At 65.0% G+C, this 15,245-nt stretch carries 15 protein-coding genes and 1 pseudogene; 12 read left to right on the top strand and 4 right to left on the bottom strand.

The window, feature by feature from the left end:
* Nucleotides 1-54 precede the first annotated feature (54 nt).
* The 3 genes from AWC08_RS27380 to AWC08_RS27370 are packed head-to-tail and all read right to left on the bottom strand — an operon-like array spanning nt 55 to nt 1,822.
* Nucleotides 55-363, bottom strand: coding sequence for a hypothetical protein (locus tag AWC08_RS27380; RefSeq protein WP_142283846.1), 309 nt, complete (start codon nt 361-363; stop codon nt 55-57).
* Nucleotides 327-1,010 carry an excisionase family DNA-binding protein gene (locus AWC08_RS27375; RefSeq protein ID WP_142283845.1) on the bottom strand — a complete coding sequence of 228 codons (684 nt, stop codon included), beginning with the start codon at nt 1,008-1,010 and terminating at the stop codon, nt 327-329. Before AWC08_RS27375 ends, AWC08_RS27380 begins: the two co-directional genes overlap by 37 nt.
* Before the next feature lie 8 nt (nt 1,011-1,018).
* Nucleotides 1,019-1,822 (bottom strand): hypothetical protein, encoded by an 804-nt coding sequence (locus AWC08_RS27370; RefSeq protein WP_085088514.1) that lies wholly within the window; start codon nt 1,820-1,822, stop codon nt 1,019-1,021.
* Nucleotides 1,823-2,279: 457 nt separating this feature from the next.
* Between AWC08_RS27370 and AWC08_RS27365 the strand changes: the two genes are divergently transcribed.
* The 10 genes from AWC08_RS27365 to AWC08_RS27320 are packed head-to-tail and all read left to right on the top strand — an operon-like array spanning nt 2,280 to nt 13,094.
* Nucleotides 2,280-3,281 (top strand): hypothetical protein, encoded by a 1,002-nt coding sequence (locus AWC08_RS27365; RefSeq protein WP_085088511.1) that lies wholly within the window; start codon nt 2,280-2,282, stop codon nt 3,279-3,281.
* A 5-nt stretch (nt 3,282-3,286) separates the two neighbouring features.
* On the top strand, nt 3,287-3,976 hold the full coding sequence (locus tag AWC08_RS27360) for a hypothetical protein (protein ID WP_142283844.1): 690 nt from the start codon (nt 3,287-3,289) through the stop codon (nt 3,974-3,976).
* A gap of 29 nt (nt 3,977-4,005) precedes the next feature.
* The gene (locus AWC08_RS27355) at nt 4,006-4,941 is read left to right on the top strand and encodes a conjugal transfer protein (protein ID WP_244906545.1); all 936 of its coding nucleotides are present in this window, start codon (nt 4,006-4,008) and stop codon (nt 4,939-4,941) included.
* Nucleotides 4,942-4,979: 38 nt separating this feature from the next.
* The gene (locus AWC08_RS27350) at nt 4,980-5,255 is read left to right on the top strand and encodes a hypothetical protein (RefSeq protein ID WP_085088502.1); all 276 of its coding nucleotides are present in this window, start codon (nt 4,980-4,982) and stop codon (nt 5,253-5,255) included.
* 42 nt (nt 5,256-5,297) lie between these two features.
* The gene (locus AWC08_RS27345) at nt 5,298-8,111 is read left to right on the top strand and encodes an ATP-binding protein (protein ID WP_085088499.1); all 2,814 of its coding nucleotides are present in this window, start codon (nt 5,298-5,300) and stop codon (nt 8,109-8,111) included.
* Nucleotides 8,108-10,105, top strand: coding sequence for a hypothetical protein (locus AWC08_RS27340; protein WP_142283843.1), 1,998 nt, complete (start codon nt 8,108-8,110; stop codon nt 10,103-10,105). Before AWC08_RS27345 ends, AWC08_RS27340 begins: the two co-directional genes overlap by 4 nt.
* A gap of 51 nt (nt 10,106-10,156) precedes the next feature.
* Nucleotides 10,157-10,954, top strand: a complete 798-nt coding sequence (locus AWC08_RS27335; protein WP_085088493.1) for an ASCH domain-containing protein — start codon at nt 10,157-10,159, stop codon at nt 10,952-10,954.
* The gene (locus AWC08_RS27330; protein ID WP_142283842.1) at nt 10,894-11,757 is read left to right on the top strand and encodes a glutathione S-transferase family protein; all 864 of its coding nucleotides are present in this window, start codon (nt 10,894-10,896) and stop codon (nt 11,755-11,757) included. The genes AWC08_RS27335 and AWC08_RS27330 overlap by 61 nt, the downstream gene beginning before the upstream one ends.
* Nucleotides 11,754-12,206, top strand: a complete 453-nt coding sequence (locus tag AWC08_RS27325) for a hypothetical protein (protein ID WP_085088487.1) — start codon at nt 11,754-11,756, stop codon at nt 12,204-12,206. The genes AWC08_RS27330 and AWC08_RS27325 overlap by 4 nt, the downstream gene beginning before the upstream one ends.
* 60 nt (nt 12,207-12,266) lie before the next feature.
* Complete coding sequence (locus AWC08_RS27320) at nt 12,267-13,094, top strand: DUF2637 domain-containing protein (protein ID WP_085088485.1); 828 nt, start codon at nt 12,267-12,269, stop codon at nt 13,092-13,094.
* Between the two features lie 217 nt (nt 13,095-13,311).
* On the opposite strand, the pseudogene AWC08_RS38720 reads toward AWC08_RS27320, so the two are convergent.
* Nucleotides 13,312-13,527 (bottom strand): annotated as a pseudogene (locus tag AWC08_RS38720) (IS3 family transposase); the annotation flags it as partial.
* 461 nt (nt 13,528-13,988) lie between these two features.
* On the opposite strand from AWC08_RS38720, the gene AWC08_RS27315 reads away from it, so the two are divergent.
* Together AWC08_RS27315 and AWC08_RS27310 are read left to right on the top strand one after the other, a co-directional pair.
* Entirely contained in the window at nt 13,989-14,321 is a 333-nt protein-coding gene (locus AWC08_RS27315) for a hypothetical protein (RefSeq protein ID WP_085088482.1), read from the top strand.
* Nucleotides 14,322-14,554: 233 nt separating this feature from the next.
* Entirely contained in the window at nt 14,555-15,190 is a 636-nt protein-coding gene (locus tag AWC08_RS27310; protein ID WP_178132192.1) for a hypothetical protein, read from the top strand.
* Nucleotides 15,191-15,245: the final 55 nt, after the last annotated feature.

Raw genomic sequence — 15,245 nt, 5'->3', positions numbered from 1 at the left:
TCGCCAGATTCATGTCTCTGTTCCTACAGCACGCCACCGACAACTACCGACCACTCAGACCGCAACAGCTGGCAGCCCTTCGGCGTACACATGGTTGGTCTCGTGGAATGTGGACATCTCGCCGATCGCGCCTTCAACCGCGTCTGCTTTACGTCGGTCGAGATCGCTGAGGAACGCAATGTCGGCCTCCATCGACATCAACACCGCAGCGGGAAGTTCATCGTCGTCATAGGCGCCGAGGATCGCCTGAGAACCGAGAACCAACACTTGATTGTCCTGGGCAATCTGGCATGATGCCCGCAGGATGTGGGCAAGCTGCTGGCGCCTCACCGCGCCAATCCCGCCAGACGGCGTTGCCGCCACGCCTCCTTAATCGCGCGAACCTCATCCTGAGGCAAAATCCCAGCGAATGGAGAGCTGGACCGCAGCGTCGCGGCATGCTCGCAGGGGTCTAACAGCGCAGCGATGGTGCATCCCACGCCCCCATCCAGGATTGCCTCCCATTCACGGGCATACGGCTCGCTGTGAACGTCGATAGCTCCAGACGCCCGTCCCTGCGCCAGATTCGCACGAGCTTTCCCGACCACCGCGTCGGGGTCTTTGAGCAGGCGCGGGATCAATGCGGCATGCAGCCAGAGGGACTGCTCCGACCCGCCGGCAACTAACGCACGCCCACTAACGGATGCGAGCTTGGCCGTGACGGCGCCTTCGGGAATTCTGCGGTGGCTGCCCACCATGACACTGGGCAGCGCCCCTTGATCGCACAGGTCGACGATGTGTTGCCGAGACACGCCAAGTCGCCTGGCGGCCTCGCCAGTACGAAGGAGAATCTCGGCACTCATACGATCAAAGTAAGCAGTATCCACCAAAAACACAACACGATTCCCAAGGGTGCACGAAGCATCCAAATCGTTGGGAACATGCTTGCTCTCGCGCATGAAGGCTTCGTCTACCTCAAGCCAAATCTCTTTACTGCTAAGACGATTCGACCGCAGCCAGTTTTTCGACACGCTTTAGTTTAGTAGTCACTGACGGGTACGGGGGCATGGGCGATGTCGAACACCGCGTCTCGGATGCCTACTGCCACAGCACCACTCATCCATGCAACACCGATCAGGCACAGGGTCAGGGCGATGCGCACGAGGTGCAGGGGCTGTTGGGATTGTGAAATCTGGTTGGTGGGGGTCATGTCGACCACCTCTGCGGGTTCGAATGTCTCGAACACCGATGGTGCGGTGAGGTCGTCGGGTCCCAGGGGCAGGGTAAGTTCTACCGGCAGCGGGGGCGGGGTCAGGGGCCACCAACTCGCCGAGCCCTCAACGGCCAACCAGCCGTTGAGGATTCCGTAGATGCCCGCGGCCGCGAAGGTGGCCGGGATTTGGGCCAGCACGTAGGGCGCGGTTACCGTCCCGGCCAGGGTGCCATCAGGGCTGTAGAGCAGTGCGGTGATGGTTCCGATGCCCACCGCAGTGCACAACAATGCCGGAATCGGGTATGCCCGCAGGCGCTCAGGAATGAACCGCACCGTGTACTCGTAGAGCAGCCGACCGGCGAGCCAGCCAAGGGGAGCTAGCAGCGCGCAGACCCCGATCACGATGCGCTCGATGACGATCTCGATCGTTGAGCCTCGCCGGGCCCACAGCGGGTGCATCACGTTGTCGTCGTAGGGGCTTGGCCGTGCACCCGCCGCCATGCGGATGCGCTTGCGGATTTGGCGGTTGAGCAGCTCGGCGCGGCGTTTCTGGACGTTCCAGATGCTGGCGTGTTCGGAGATCCATTCGCGGCGAAGCTCGTCGTACCGATCAGGCATTACGTGACCCATTGTGTGTTCCTTTATTGTTGTTTGTGCTTTTATCTGCCAGACTCGACAGCAATGGGACGAGCGTAGCCGCTGCTGCGCACAATGTCGCCAGTCGGTTGAAGGGAGAGGCTCACACCATGGCTCTACTCGCGTTGGGCGGCATATTTATGCTGTTCATGGTACTTTTGGCAGCGGTACTATGTCTGGGCAGTGCTAGCTCCTCGCGGCGGTCGGCGCCGCCTGTAACGATCCCATTCGGCGTCACCGCCGCCACTGAAAGTAAGCAGTTCGCGAACACCCCTGTCTCGGCTACGGGTGTTTACCAGGTGATGTCTGCGGCTGGGTGCTGGCCGGGTGTGTGGGTGGGTTTTCCGCCGGTGGTCCACGCCCGTCCCGTGGTGTCGCCCGTCCCGGAACGGATGCAACGCCGCCACCCGAGCGCAATCGTGGCGCGGGCGACCTCGCACGGGGCGCTGCGATGAGTGCCGACGAGCTGATTTCTGACGATGAGTGGGTCCGCGGGCTGAACGGATCCGGCGCCGACGCCTTCCCATACGACTCCGAGGGCGACCCCGGCGATGTCGGGGAACTGGATGTGGCCGCGCTGATGGCCGACGATGACGATCCCTCGACCGGTCCGGTGAATCTCGATTCCGAGCTCGACGGTGACCAGAGACCTGCCCGGTTCGACCACAAGCTTCTGTGGGGCTTTGGTGGCGTGGTGGCCGCAGCTGTGGTCGCCGCACTGGTGGGTTCCGTGGCGTTCTATTCCCACGACACACCGGAGCCGACCAGAGCGGCCGGATCGTTGAGTGAGCCGCAGGCGGTAGCGGTCGCGAAGGCATCGTCATCGCCTGCCCCTGCCGCCGGTCCGGGCGTGGACCGCCCGTTGCCCTATACCGCCGATGCCCAGAACAGCTGCGCTGAAGGGTCGACGCCGGCGCAGACGATGTCGGGGATGGATCCCCATAACGCGTTCGTGTGTGTGCGGGCAGGCGGTGACGGGCAGGTCATCACTATCGACCTGGGGCGAACCTACGTGCTGACGGCTTTCTCGTTGACCCCCGGCTGGGTAGGGCAAGACGCCAGTGGGGTCTCGCAGTGGTCGCAGCACCGTGTGGTGAGCATCGTTCAGTGGAGCTTTCCCGATGATCCGAGCATCCCACCGGTGATGCAGAACACCCAGAACGTTCACGGTGAAGCGGTGCAACCGATCAAACGTGTTCTCGCATCACGTATTCAGATGCTGATCCGGTATACCTCACGTCCCCCTGCCGATCCGGTCGCACCACCGACATCGGCCCCTGGCAATGGGTTGACCAGCGTGTTCGGCGACTCCGCTCCCAGCGTCGCCCCGCAACCGTCGGCGGCGTACCCGACGGGTGCGGCGACGGCTGCCAGCAGCAGTGATGGCTCCGATCCGGTCGACGCCACCTTCGCCATCAGCGCGTTGAAGATCATCGGACACGAGGCGGTGTGACGCAGATGAGTGACAGCTCCTACGGAAACCTCAACGACCTGGTTATGTGGTCGGACGCCGATGTGCGGCGGCGGCAGATCAGCCAGCTCCTGCATGCCCTCACCCCGGCAGCGGCGATGTGTGTCGTCCTCACCGCCGGTCCAGAGGTGACGGTCACAAGCCCGGCCACCTGGCCTAGCAGCCCGTGGAACCTGCTGCTCGCCATGGGCTTTGGCGTGCTCGTCTGGGATGTGCGGGCGCTGTGGCTGCGTCGCCGTGGACGGCGCACGCCGTTGACCGTCCCGGTGGATTCGATCGATCACGCGTGGCGCTTCGCAGAGGACGCCTTGGGCGTCAACGCATGGCCCTCGGGTCGAGGCGGCTATGTGGGCCTCCGGAGCGTCGCGGCGATCGACCGCGACACCACGATGGTGTGGAAGTCCTTTGCGGTGCAGCCGCTCGCGGCGTTGGCATACGCGGCGTCTGAGCTTCAAAACGACAACGCCATGGGATGGCTGGTGCGCACGGTGACCCGACTGTCCTGCGCTGCCTCCGACGATGCCTGGGCGGAGGCAGCGCACGCCGTCGCCGCGACGACGCCTCCGACGATGCACTCGTCATTCGTCCGCGCGATGAACATGGAGCACCGTCAGCGCGGCTCCGTCGCCGTGGTGATGCGTGATGCCGTGCTCGGCGCGAGCGTGGCGGTCCAGTGATGAAACTGAATCGGACATGGACCGGGCGGGTGTCCACAACATCGTCGGCCCTGCGGCGCTACGGGACCACCGCCCTGATCGTACTGGCGGCTCTGAGCGGTCTGCATACCTTGTGGGACTTCATATTCGACAAGCCCACTGACGTTGTTACTCCGGCCCGCACTGTGGTGAACAAGTCCGCGGTGGTGTCCTCGTTCGCCGAAGATTTCGTGACGACCTGGCTCACCGCGACCGCGTCCAGCGCGGCCTCACTGAATCAATTCGTTTCGGTGACCACCGCCGACTTGAACCTCCCCACGACTCCGGCCGTTGTCCTGGGATCACCGTCAGTGGTTGCTGTGACTTACGAAGGAAATGCTGGTAAAGACGCTGAGGCAGAAGTTTTTTCGGTCGTGGTGGGGGTCAACGAACGCCCGTACGAATCAGCCTCGCCCATCCGGTACCTGTACCGAGTTCCGGTCCTGTGGTCGCGTTTCGGGCCACGGGCGACCGGCCTGCCGTTTCAGGTCAGCGGGCCCGGACCCGGTGCCGATCTCGCTGTGGCATATCCGCGCACCCTCGCGAGCGCCGACAACGCCTACCAGGTGGTGTCGGGGTTCATTACCGCCTACCTGACCGGCACGGGAGATGTCGCCCGTTATGTGACAACCGATTCCATGCTGGTCAGCATCGGCGCACCCTATCTGGCACGCAAAGACGACAAGGGCAACCCCTTACCACTGGTCACCTCGGTCACCGCGACCGGTCAAGTGCCCGCCCAACCCGCCGACGGCCAAACCGCGCAGGTCTTGGCTCAGGTGACCGCCTTGACCTCGCAGTACGCGAACGTGGCAATGACCTACCCATTGACGTTGCGGGGCGTTGGCGGGCACTGGTCGGTGGCCGGTATTGACCGGGCGCCTGTGCTCTCCAGTGCCGACAACATCATTCCGGTGGCACCTATGAGCGCCCCACCGGCGAATTAGCCAGTCCATCAACACCTCTGAGAAAAGGAAGCACCACCATGATCACCACCATCGTCGCCGCCGGCGACTTGCTCACTGCGATCCCGAGTCTGTGGAACGATATGCGCTACCCGCTGGCGATCTGCTTGATCATCTCCGGCATTGTCGGCGGAATCGTCAGTCTTCACAAGGGGTTTGGTGCCGCAGCGGGCAAGCTCATCGGCGGAATCGCGCTGGCCGCCCTCGCGTTGGGCGCCGTCGGGCTGACCGTGTCAGTCGAGAACACCGTTAATCGGCACGGCGGCAACGTGCTCACCGGTCAATACGGCCAGTAGCTGCATCCACCGCCACGCATTTGTAGATGGGGAAGGACCACGATGGCAGAAGACAAGCAGGAGACGGCGAAGTCGTTCGCCGATGTGTTGAACTTCCCGAAGCGGCTCGGCTTCCTTGATGAGCACACCAGGATCCCACTCGGGCCATGGGGTCCGTGGGACGGTGCTGCGGCGATCCTGGGGCTGGGTCTTACCTGCTGGGGAATGTACGTCTGGTTTTATGACGGGTACGCCCGTTGGATCGCCATGTTCGGGCTGATGTTCACCGCGATGGCGACCTATGCGGCTCGCCAGATTCCCATGTGCCGACCCTCACCGCGGTATCGGATGTTGTGGGTGCTGAACTGCTTTATCGGTACCCAGTCCCGCGCCGCGGTGTCGGGTAAGCGTGACCTGTGGAAGTCACCCCCCAAAGCGGTCATTGACAATCTGGTGTTCACCAAGGGTGGCGTCTATGCCGATTTCATCCTCGCTGAACAGCCCAGCGGTATGCAGCGCTTCGCCGCTCGGCGCGCTATCGCCGCTGGCCACCGGCCACTAGTGCGCCAGCTGCCGTCGGGGATCGTGTTTTGGGGAGTATCGCCGCGCGTCGATACCAAGCGGTTGCAGCAGCGCATGATCGCCGGCCGCGAACACCAGCCGCGCTGGATCCGCGAGGTGCGTGAGTGGGAACCGTTTCTCGCCGAGAACCTCTTCTATGAGCAGGTCTTCGGTGTTCGTGTTCCCGTGGATGCGGGGATGGCGGGTCGCTCAGCGGCGGGGTCGGTGGCCAAACTGACCAGCGCGGTCATCGGTCGCGACCAAGACGCCCCTGACAGTCTCGATGCGTTGCGTGAGGTCGTCGCTCAAATTTTGGGGAAGATTCCGGCGACCTTCGCGCCGAGGCCGGCTACCCCGCAGCAGATCGTGTGGCTTTACGAACGGCACTGCACGCGCGGTGCGCTCAACCGGCCCTTTCCCCACGAACCGGGGGGGCCACGTCGCCTGGCGGGCAAGGATTTTGCATGGATGATGCCGGTCGAGTTCGATGAAGGCGACCAGCAGCGACGCAAACAGCACCGCTCCTGGTGGCGGCGGGTGTTCCCGTCCTTGCGCCCGTTGGTGGTGCTGCGCGGGCCATCTTGCGACAGTTACCAGAGCATGCTCGCCGTCGCCGAGCTGCCCCGTGGAGGCCTGCGTTTCCCGGGTGCAGAGATTCTGCAGTCGGCCTACGACGTCGACATCACCGCCGATGTCGACTGGTACCAGCACGTCAGCATCACTACCCGAGAACAGGAATTGAGCACCGTCGACCGCGCACAACGCAACCTCGATGACCAGTCTTTCCAGATGTCGGGCACCCGTGACGCGGACCTGGCCCGGCGCTACGCCGCTGGCGAGGAATACGAGAATGCGCTCAACGCCAGCCAACTGGAACGCGGTGTGCACGCCACGACGGTGTTAGCGGTTGGCGCCGCGACCGCAACGGACCTGACCGACGCCGTACAGCAGCTCAGGACCCATTTCGCCGAGGAGCTTGGCACCGCGCTGTCGGCTCGTCACGGTGCACAGGCTTCGCTGTGGCAACTTGGCCAGCCGGGGAGCGAAGGCAACACGCCACGAAGCCAATTCAAGCAGCCCACCACCACCGAGCACTGGGCCCGGTATGCGCCGCTGGTGGGCTCCCCGCTGGGCCACGACACCGGCATCCTGTTCGCAGCCAATCTGGCCACCAGACGGCCCCGCCCTGTGCTGCTGGATTTCGAGGGTTTCAAGGAGCGCCGGGGCGCGCCGGGCATGCTGTGGATCGGTCCTCCTGGGGGCGGAAAGTCGCTGTCCTGCAAGCGTGTTACTGATGCGCTCATCAAACGCGGGCACCAAGTGTCCATTATCGACCCGGGCACGCTGGGTGAGTGGATTCCTGCGCTGGCGCACCACGGCGACCGCGTCCTGACCATCAACCCCTACACCAGTCGGTGGTCGTTGGACGGTCTGCGGATCTTTCCGCGCGAACACGCCGTCGAGCACACCCTCGATCACCTGTTGCCGATGATGGGCATGGACGCTGTGTCGGCGCCGGCCCGCCAGTTGGGACGGCTGCTTCGTCCTGATGACCGAGTGGCCGAATCCCTTGGCGGGCTGGTGCGTTACTTCAAAAGTCTCGACCGGACGGCCTACTCCGAGTACGAGGAGCTGGCCGACAGTCTGATCTATTTCTCCGAAAAGGATTATCTGCGTGCGATGTTCGACGAGTCGCTGCCGGTGCCGCCGATCGCCGACAAGGACGCGGTGATCTGGCAGATGGCCGGGCAAGAGTTGCCGACGACGTCCGAGACCGACGAAGTCCACCTTTACAAGCGTCAATCGCCCCGCGCCCGTGCGGGTTTGGCGATCTACGGAATGATCGCCTCCTTGACGCGACTGTCCTACACCGGGCCGAGCCGCCGCCCGGGCGCGTTCGGATTCTTGGTGACCGAGGAAGCCCGCGAGTACTTCGCTTCCCCGGTGGGTCGCAAGGACGCCGAGCGGATGGGCAATCAGGGCCGCAAGGAACGTTACGGCCTGCTAGGCATCTCGCAATACCTGGAGCATTTTGACGGCATCGGCATCCAGAACCTGCCGATGCGGGTGGTGACGCCGTTCAAGCCGACCGACCTCGAGTATGCGAAGTCGACATTCAAGCGGTTGGGGATCGACCCGGACGAATACCCCAATGTGCTGCAAACGCAGGTGCAGCCCGGCCGTGGGCTGGCCTACCTCTTCGACGATCTAGGGCGGGTCGGACTGGTGGACATGCTGCCCCCGGTCCAACCAGACCTGTTGGCTGCCTTCGATACGCGCGACATGGAAGTCCAAGGGCAGCAGTGGGCAGCATGACTGAACTGCTGGCCGCGTGGTTGTACACGCGGCCCCGAATCCGCCGCTTCTGGTTCATGGTCCAAGCCATCTGGGGGGCCTCGCTCTTGGCTGTTGTGACCGCGCCTAAGGCGACCGCCGACACCCTGGGCTCGGCATGGTCGTTTACCGGCCTGCACGACAGCTATGGCGTTCCGATCGGCCAGCACTTCGTGTCCTTGCCCCCGCTGATGGAGATGATCGGCTCCAACGGCCCGGAATTTGGCGTCGACCCGACCACCTGGGCGCCGGCCATCATGTCTTCACTGAACACCTCGCTGACCTACGCCCAACTCAACATGTTCCTGGCGGGGGAAACCGCGTTTCTAATTGGTGTGTGCTCGGTGGGGATCTGGCTCATCAAGTTCGCCCTGGGGGTGTTGTGGCTTTCCTGGCTGGGTGCGATCGCCTCCCCGATCGTGGACACCATGAAAGCGATGATCGAGCGGATGCACCTGTTCGAAGGTGGCATCTTGTTCTCCATCGTGGTCGGCGGAATCCTCTGTCTTACCACGGGTTTCAGCACGGGCATCGGGATCATCTTGGGCGGGTTCGTGGCGTTGCTGGTGTTCTGGCTGCTGCTACGCGACCCCACGGGTGAGCTGATCAGCGACAACGGACTGTTGGGTATCGGCCGCTCACTGGGCTTCTCCCTGGCCCAGGGGGTCGTCCACAATGGGCCGGTCGCCGCAGGCGGCACCAGCGCGCAATTGGACACTCTGACCTCTTGGATGGTCGACGTGCTCGTCCGCGACATGGTGCAGCTGGTGAACTTCGGCCAACTGATCGACGACGTTCCCGGGTGCGTGGGCATCTACAACAGCGCACTACTCAGTGGCACCGGCGCAGCTCAAGCCGTGAAGTCATGCGCTCCTAGCGCCTACGCCCACGCCCTACACCTCGACGCAACCACCGCCGGGTTGTTCTTCATCATCAATTGCCTTGTCCTACTGATTCTGTGGTCACTCGATTACATGGGAATCGAGGCGTTCCGGGTGGGCTTCAAGGCCTTCTGGAACTTGTTCATCGTCGTTCCCGCCGTGGCTATCGCAGCATTCCCCGGCCCGCCCCGCCAGTTCGCGAAGAAAGCCGCCGGGCGGATGCTGTTGCACGGCGCGGAGATGATGGCCGCAACCGCCGGACTGGGCATCCTTGTCCTCGTCATGGCCAGCGTCACCCGCGGAACGCTGCCCGGAACGATCGCAATGACCGCTCCGCTGGCCAAAGTGCTGGTGATGGTGATCTTGGCCGTGGTAGGCGCGCTGGCTTTCCGTCTTGCACTACTGCGGGCCTTCGGCGACCACGGCATTCCCGGCCCTGCGCGGTTGGTGCGGGGCGGATATCGCGCCGTTACCGCAACCGCCCGCACCGTCAACGAGGTCGAGTACAGCGGCCGGGTCCTCAACACCTGGCGCGGGCGTCTGAAAGACCGCAAACAGTCGGCGTCGGGGCAGGGCCAGGGCGAGCACGGCGGCCCGGGCGCGCAACCACCCGGCCGCCAAGCACACCCCACCCCAACCGCGCAGCCCAGACGCAACGGCCCGGACCCACACTTCGGTACCGCGCCGACCCCATCACGTCCCGGCGGCGGCGGTCCGGGAAGCGGCGGCGTTTCGGCACGCACACCTGCGGCCCCCGCTGCACGCGCGTCCAGCACCGCCGGTGGCCAGGCGGGCGGTCGTGTCGCCGCCCGCGGTGCCGCCGAGGTCGTAGCCCCAGAGGTCGCGATCCCCGTCGCTGCGGGCGCATCGCTAGCCCACCACGGCGCCGCGGCCCGCAGCCACCACCACGACACGCACGGCGGGAACGCGCCGGGCCGATCACAGGGCGGGGCGCCCCCGCCGAAGCGCGCAACCGGTTCCGACCGCGACCGCAACGAGCACAACGGCGCACCGACGACGCGGACAGAGACGTCAGATCATCCGGATCCCGGTAATCAACCACCGCCACCAGGGCGTTCAACACCCAGCCCCTAAGCGTGCCGCACCCTAGCCGTCTTTTGCCCCAACACACGAGTAGGACCAACCATGACCCTGGCCGTCTCTGAGCACCACCTCGACCTCTGGACACCGACGGTGGCCGGACCGCAACCGCGTATGCAGCGTGCGGGACTGCCGGTGCCGCGCGGTGCGGTATCGGTCGCGGCCGGCACTGCGTTCGCCAACACGTATGACACCCCGGCGCTGACCGATGAACAGCGTCTCGGGGCGATGGTGCGCTACGCGGTGACTCTCGCCGGCCAACCAGATCGACTGGCCGACATCGCCGCCCTGCGCGGGCGGGACTTGTCCTGCACCTGCGCTTTGGGAGACCCCGGATGCCATCGCGGGGTTGTACTGGACCTTGCTAACCCGCCGAGCTCGTTGTATACCGCGACCGGGCACGCGATGGGCATCACCTTGCGCCGACCGTGGGCCTCACTGCTGCTCGTCCCAGAACGATTGGGCGGCAAGACAATCGAGAATCGAACATGGTCCTGTGACTACCGCGGTCCGGTGCTCATATACGGCGGTACCCGCATCGACGAGGCCGGGGTGAGGGCGGCCAGCAACGCCGGCCTCAACGCCGGGTGGCACACCAGCCAGCAAGGGTGGCTGGGCGCGGCGGTCCTGGTCGACGTGCACCGCTCTCGCGGATGCTGCCGACCCTGGGGGCAACCCAAGGTACGTCCCGACGTTCCGGTCTATCACTGGGTTTTCACCCATCCCCAACGGCTGGCCGACCGCACCTGGGGCCGCGGCTTCGTCGGTCTGCGACCCACACCGTGGTCGGTTCTGGTCCGACGCAGTCTGCTCAACCCCACCACCAAGAAAGGAGGGCACTAGCGATGACTGCCCTGTTCGATCACGACATCTACGACCACGACAACACCGACCGAGAGGCACAAGACCGCCAAGCGCGGCGGGTCGAAGCTGAGAAGAAAGCGCAGGAGCGGGCGCGGGAGCGCCGCAATAAACTGGTGGGCCGAGTCGATGTTTTTGACGAGCTGCTCGACGGTCAGGTGGACTTTCTGGCCGGATCGCCTTCAATCGCGGACGTCGCCGCTTTCTTCGGCATCGCGGTCAGTGCCTTGAACCGGCTACTGCGCATGTTTCCCGATGAGTTCGCCTTGGACGGGTGGACCGCGCCGCGGTACCGCGGCGGCAAGGATCGGTGGACTGATCGGGCGATCGTGCGGGCGGCGCTGCTGCTCGATGAGGTGCCGTCAGCACCTGCCGCCGAGATTCGCTACCGTCTCGACGTAGCAGCACTTCCTGTGGCGTTTTCCAGCCGGGGCTTCCGAATCACGCAGTGCGAGAGGCTGTTCGCTCAAGCGATGACGGTGGTTGAAGACGTGCACGGGGATTCGTCTCCGGTGGATATCTGGCGCCGGCTTCAAGAGATGCCGCGCTATGAACTGCAAGCACTTACCGTAGCGCTGGCGGCGTTGGTGCCCGACGATGTCTCTGGCACAGGGTCTTTCCTGCGTGCGATCGGGGGGCGGCAGGGACGAGTCGCAGAGGGGCTTGCGCAGCTGATCCCGGTTCGGTCGAATCTGTATGAGCGTCGTCGTCGCGCCGGCCGCGAGCCACGTTCATCCGAGCCGGGCGGTGTGGCGGTCATAGCGCGCCGTGGGCGGCGGCGTTGACCACGGCCGACACCATCGCGCTGCGCGAAGGCCTGCTCGCAGAGCTTCGTCGCAGCCCCGTCCCGCTGTCAACAGCCGAACTGGCACAACGGATGCCGTGGAAGTGCGAGCGAACCCACGCTCCCTGCGCTCAGCTGTGTGACCTCAAACGGCTCGGTCCGGGAATCAAAATCGTTGAATGCCATACGGACTGGCACATTGTCGCCTACCGCCGCACCACTCACGGCTATACCGGCGTATACCGGCACCTGCGCAGCATGGAGAGCCATGGCCTGATCCGCAGGACAATTCGAGACGGCCGCAAACGGGTCTGCTGGACCGTTGTCGAGCCGACCGCGCTGCGCGTGGCGGCGGCCGGCGACACCGCCAGCCTCGACCAGGACGGGCCCGACGATGACCGCCCGCCCGAGGATCTCGACGCCAGCACCGCACACCTGGCGGCCTGCTGAACCGCCCAGCACAGCCACGCCTCACACGACGTCTCCACCCAGTATTTGCGAGAGGACAAAATGACGATGGAAGCGAGCATCCAGCGATACCCCTGGGCGGTTCTGGCTATCCGGGCCGCGGCCGTGAGCCTGGCCGTCTTCGTCGGTGTGGCCAGCTTCTTTTTGAGCTTCACCGCGCTGGCCGACGTAGCGGTACGGTCACACGTCCCGCCCAGCCAAGCCTGGCTGTGGCCTTGCACGGTGGACGGAGCCACACTGTTGGCCACCCTCGGTGCCGTAGTCTGCATGTCCGAACACGGCGCCCGACGGTTCTTCTGGGCCGTTCTGATCGGCGGACTGCTAGTCAGCGTCGGCGGCAACGACCTGCACGCGGTCTTGCCGCCTGAGCAGGAGTTGCCCTGGATGCTGCGGGCCGCGGTCGGGGCTGTCGCTCCGATCGCGGTCGTCGTCAGCATCCACGGTCTGACGATCCTGATGCGGGTGCGTCGACCCAGCTCGGCCGCCGATCAACGCGCAACCCCGGCCGATCAGCAACAGACGGTGCGCCCGCGCGACGTGCCCGCACCCGCACACTCGTCGTTGACCGCAGCGACTCGGCCAGACCCCGACCATGGCGTGGCCCCGGCGCCCGCGGCGACTCCGCCGATCCGCGACAACAAGGGGTCGGTGCTGCCGTACGTCGATTTGGCCGACAAGGTGCTGGAAATTATCACGGTCAAGGACATCGACCGCGAGGAGATCGCAGAGGTTTTGCGGATGAGCTACGAACACAATCTGCCCAACCGGGACATCGGTCGCCGCCTGACGCTGCGGCACCACACGGTCGGCAAGATCATCGACGCGAGCGCACAGGTCCTGCGCAATGAGCCGTTGGCCAAGGTTTCCTAACCCGGACTTTGCGTGACAGGTGGCGTGAGCTGACTCTGATTCCGAGTTATGTTGCTTGGTAATGCTTTTGACGTGATGGTGTGGTTGAACTGTCCCGTGTCGCCGGGCGGGGCGGGCCTTCCCAGGGCCGGTAGGTGTCCTTTGAATCGGTGGGCAGTCGCGTTGGGCGGTTATCCAAAGGCGGTGCGGATGGTCTGCCAGGGCGACCGCGATGGGGGTCGTCGTGGACCGGGGGGCCGGATCTTCGGTTCAGTCCGCGTTTCTTGGCGAAGATCGACCAGATGCGCTGCTGGGAGCAAAGCCGTGCGACGCGGTTCTCACCGGCGGTGATCCCGCGCCCGGGAAGCTCGTCGGCGATGAATGACGGGATCGTCGGCATGGATGTTCGGGCGCCGTCGATGAGGTGCGCGTCATCCCAATCGCGCTGTGTTAGAAGTTAATGAGTGGGCAGTCCGCTTATGGTTCAATCCCAGTATCGCGCACCACGTTCGACCTGCGGTTTCATCCGTGCGACCTGCGGTTTCATCCGTGAAATCGGCCCGCATGACCTACATATGACCTGACACGGCGCAAGACCCGAGAACCGTTCTGTCACGTAGCCGTTCGTCACTCGCCATCCACGCCCGACGGCCAGCGCGACCAGATCGCGCGATTCGTTGATCGGCGAACTGAGTTTGCTACGCCCCCCGTCCCCCGCGCCGCCAGCTCCACTGCCGTGGCTTGCGGCGCAGCGCGTCGATGGCAGCATTCGACGTCGAGCAGGCACGACGCGGCGGCGACATATGCCCGCGCCGCAACATATGCCCGACTCCGGCATGTGCGCTGGTAACGACATATGTCCGACTTTTGTTGCAGCCCTTGGCAATTCGCGATTTTCGGTATTAGCTTCTCGGCATGACAACCACAATTGACACCCCTGAAACCGCGGCGCTGGGTTACCTCGTTCGCATCGCCGAAGCTGTTCCCGGAGCGACGGCCCTGCACGCCGTGGTGCGCGACCTCGCGACCGCCTTGCACGTCGACGGCGCGCTGTCCGGCCTGACGACGACGGGTGACGCGCGTCTCGCCGCCGCGAGCATCGCCGAAGCTGCGGTCACGGCCGACGATCCCGTCGGCGCATTGCGGATCCGGGCCGCGGCGACGCGCGCCGGGTGCTGGGACTGTGCGAACCCCGAGGGTCTGGCCCTGGCGCTCGATGGCGCCGCGACTGTGCTGGACGTGATGTGAGCGGCGATGGGGTGATTCCGAATAAGGGCATCGTCGCGACGACGGGGCCTGACAAATCCGCATTTGAAATGCGGATTTCAAATCGGAGTTTGCAGAACCGTCGGCCGAGCGGCCCCGCGCCGCGAGCATTCCCGCCGGCGTGGGCCGGCCTGGTTGACAACTACCTCGCAGCGGAGGCCGGCGCGGGCCGGTCACCTGCCACCCTTGCGACCCGGCGCGGGCATCTAGCCTTCATGGCGCGCGGGCTCCGGTGCGCGCCGGCGCGGGTCACGTCGGCCGGCATCCTGGCGTGGTTCGGCCGGCAGACGTGGAGCATCGAAACGCGCCGCAGCCACCGCAACACGGCCGTGTCGTTCTTCGGGTGGGCGTACCGCGCCGGCCATCTTCCCGCGAATCCCGCGGCGGATCTACCGGTGATGCGGGCGGCGGCGCCGGCGCCGCGGCCAGCGCCTGACTCAGCATGGTTGGTAGCGATGACCGGCGCGGATCCGCGGGTGCGCCTGATGTTGAGACTTGCGGCCGAAGCCGGCCTGCGTCGAGCCGAGATAGCGCGCGTTCACCGGCGCGACCTCACCCGCGGACCGGTCGGCGCCGAACTGCTGGTCCACGGCAAAGGCGGGAAGCTGCGCGTCGTGCCGCTCGGCGACGACCTGGCCGCGGCGATCGCCAAAGGTGTCCATACAACGGACACCCTTGAGGGTATGAGTCTGACGCACACCCTTGCCGATGGGGTGAGACAGATTCACCCCATCGCCGAGCGCCTGGACGGTGGGGTATGCCAGACATATCCCACCGCGAAGGGTCCGATTTCGAATCCGACCCCCGGCGGCTACCTGTTTCCCGGCGCCGGAACTTGTCAAGGCGGATGAGTCCATCGGGTGTTAAGCGGCGGTCGTGTCGGCCTCCTGGGCTGGTGGGTTGATC

Origin of the sequence: Mycobacterium gordonae (assembly GCF_002101675.1) — a bacterium.
Taxonomy (GTDB): Bacteria; Actinomycetota; Actinomycetes; order Mycobacteriales; family Mycobacteriaceae; genus Mycobacterium; species Mycobacterium gordonae.
Note: the sequence above shows the minus strand (reverse complement) of the source record. Positions and strands in the feature narration are given on the sequence as shown.

What these genes read in the sequence shown, in the direction of transcription:
- AWC08_RS27370 (WP_085088514.1), bottom strand. Translation starts at nt 1,822, where the DNA reads ATGGGTCACGTAATGCCTGATCGGTACGACGAGCTTCGCCGCGAATGG.
- AWC08_RS27365 (WP_085088511.1), top strand. Translation starts at nt 2,280, where the DNA reads ATGAGTGCCGACGAGCTGATTTCTGACGATGAGTGGGTCCGCGGGCTG.
- AWC08_RS27360 (WP_142283844.1), top strand. Translation starts at nt 3,287, where the DNA reads ATGAGTGACAGCTCCTACGGAAACCTCAACGACCTGGTTATGTGGTCG.
- AWC08_RS27350 (WP_085088502.1), top strand. Translation starts at nt 4,980, where the DNA reads ATGATCACCACCATCGTCGCCGCCGGCGACTTGCTCACTGCGATCCCG.
- AWC08_RS27345 (WP_085088499.1), top strand. Translation starts at nt 5,298, where the DNA reads ATGGCAGAAGACAAGCAGGAGACGGCGAAGTCGTTCGCCGATGTGTTG.
- AWC08_RS27340 (WP_142283843.1), top strand. Translation starts at nt 8,108, where the DNA reads ATGACTGAACTGCTGGCCGCGTGGTTGTACACGCGGCCCCGAATCCGC.
- AWC08_RS27335 (WP_085088493.1), top strand. Translation starts at nt 10,157, where the DNA reads ATGACCCTGGCCGTCTCTGAGCACCACCTCGACCTCTGGACACCGACG.
- AWC08_RS27320 (WP_085088485.1), top strand. Translation starts at nt 12,267, where the DNA reads ATGACGATGGAAGCGAGCATCCAGCGATACCCCTGGGCGGTTCTGGCT.
- AWC08_RS27315 (WP_085088482.1), top strand. Translation starts at nt 13,989, where the DNA reads ATGACAACCACAATTGACACCCCTGAAACCGCGGCGCTGGGTTACCTC.
- AWC08_RS27310 (WP_178132192.1), top strand. Translation starts at nt 14,555, where the DNA reads ATGGCGCGCGGGCTCCGGTGCGCGCCGGCGCGGGTCACGTCGGCCGGC.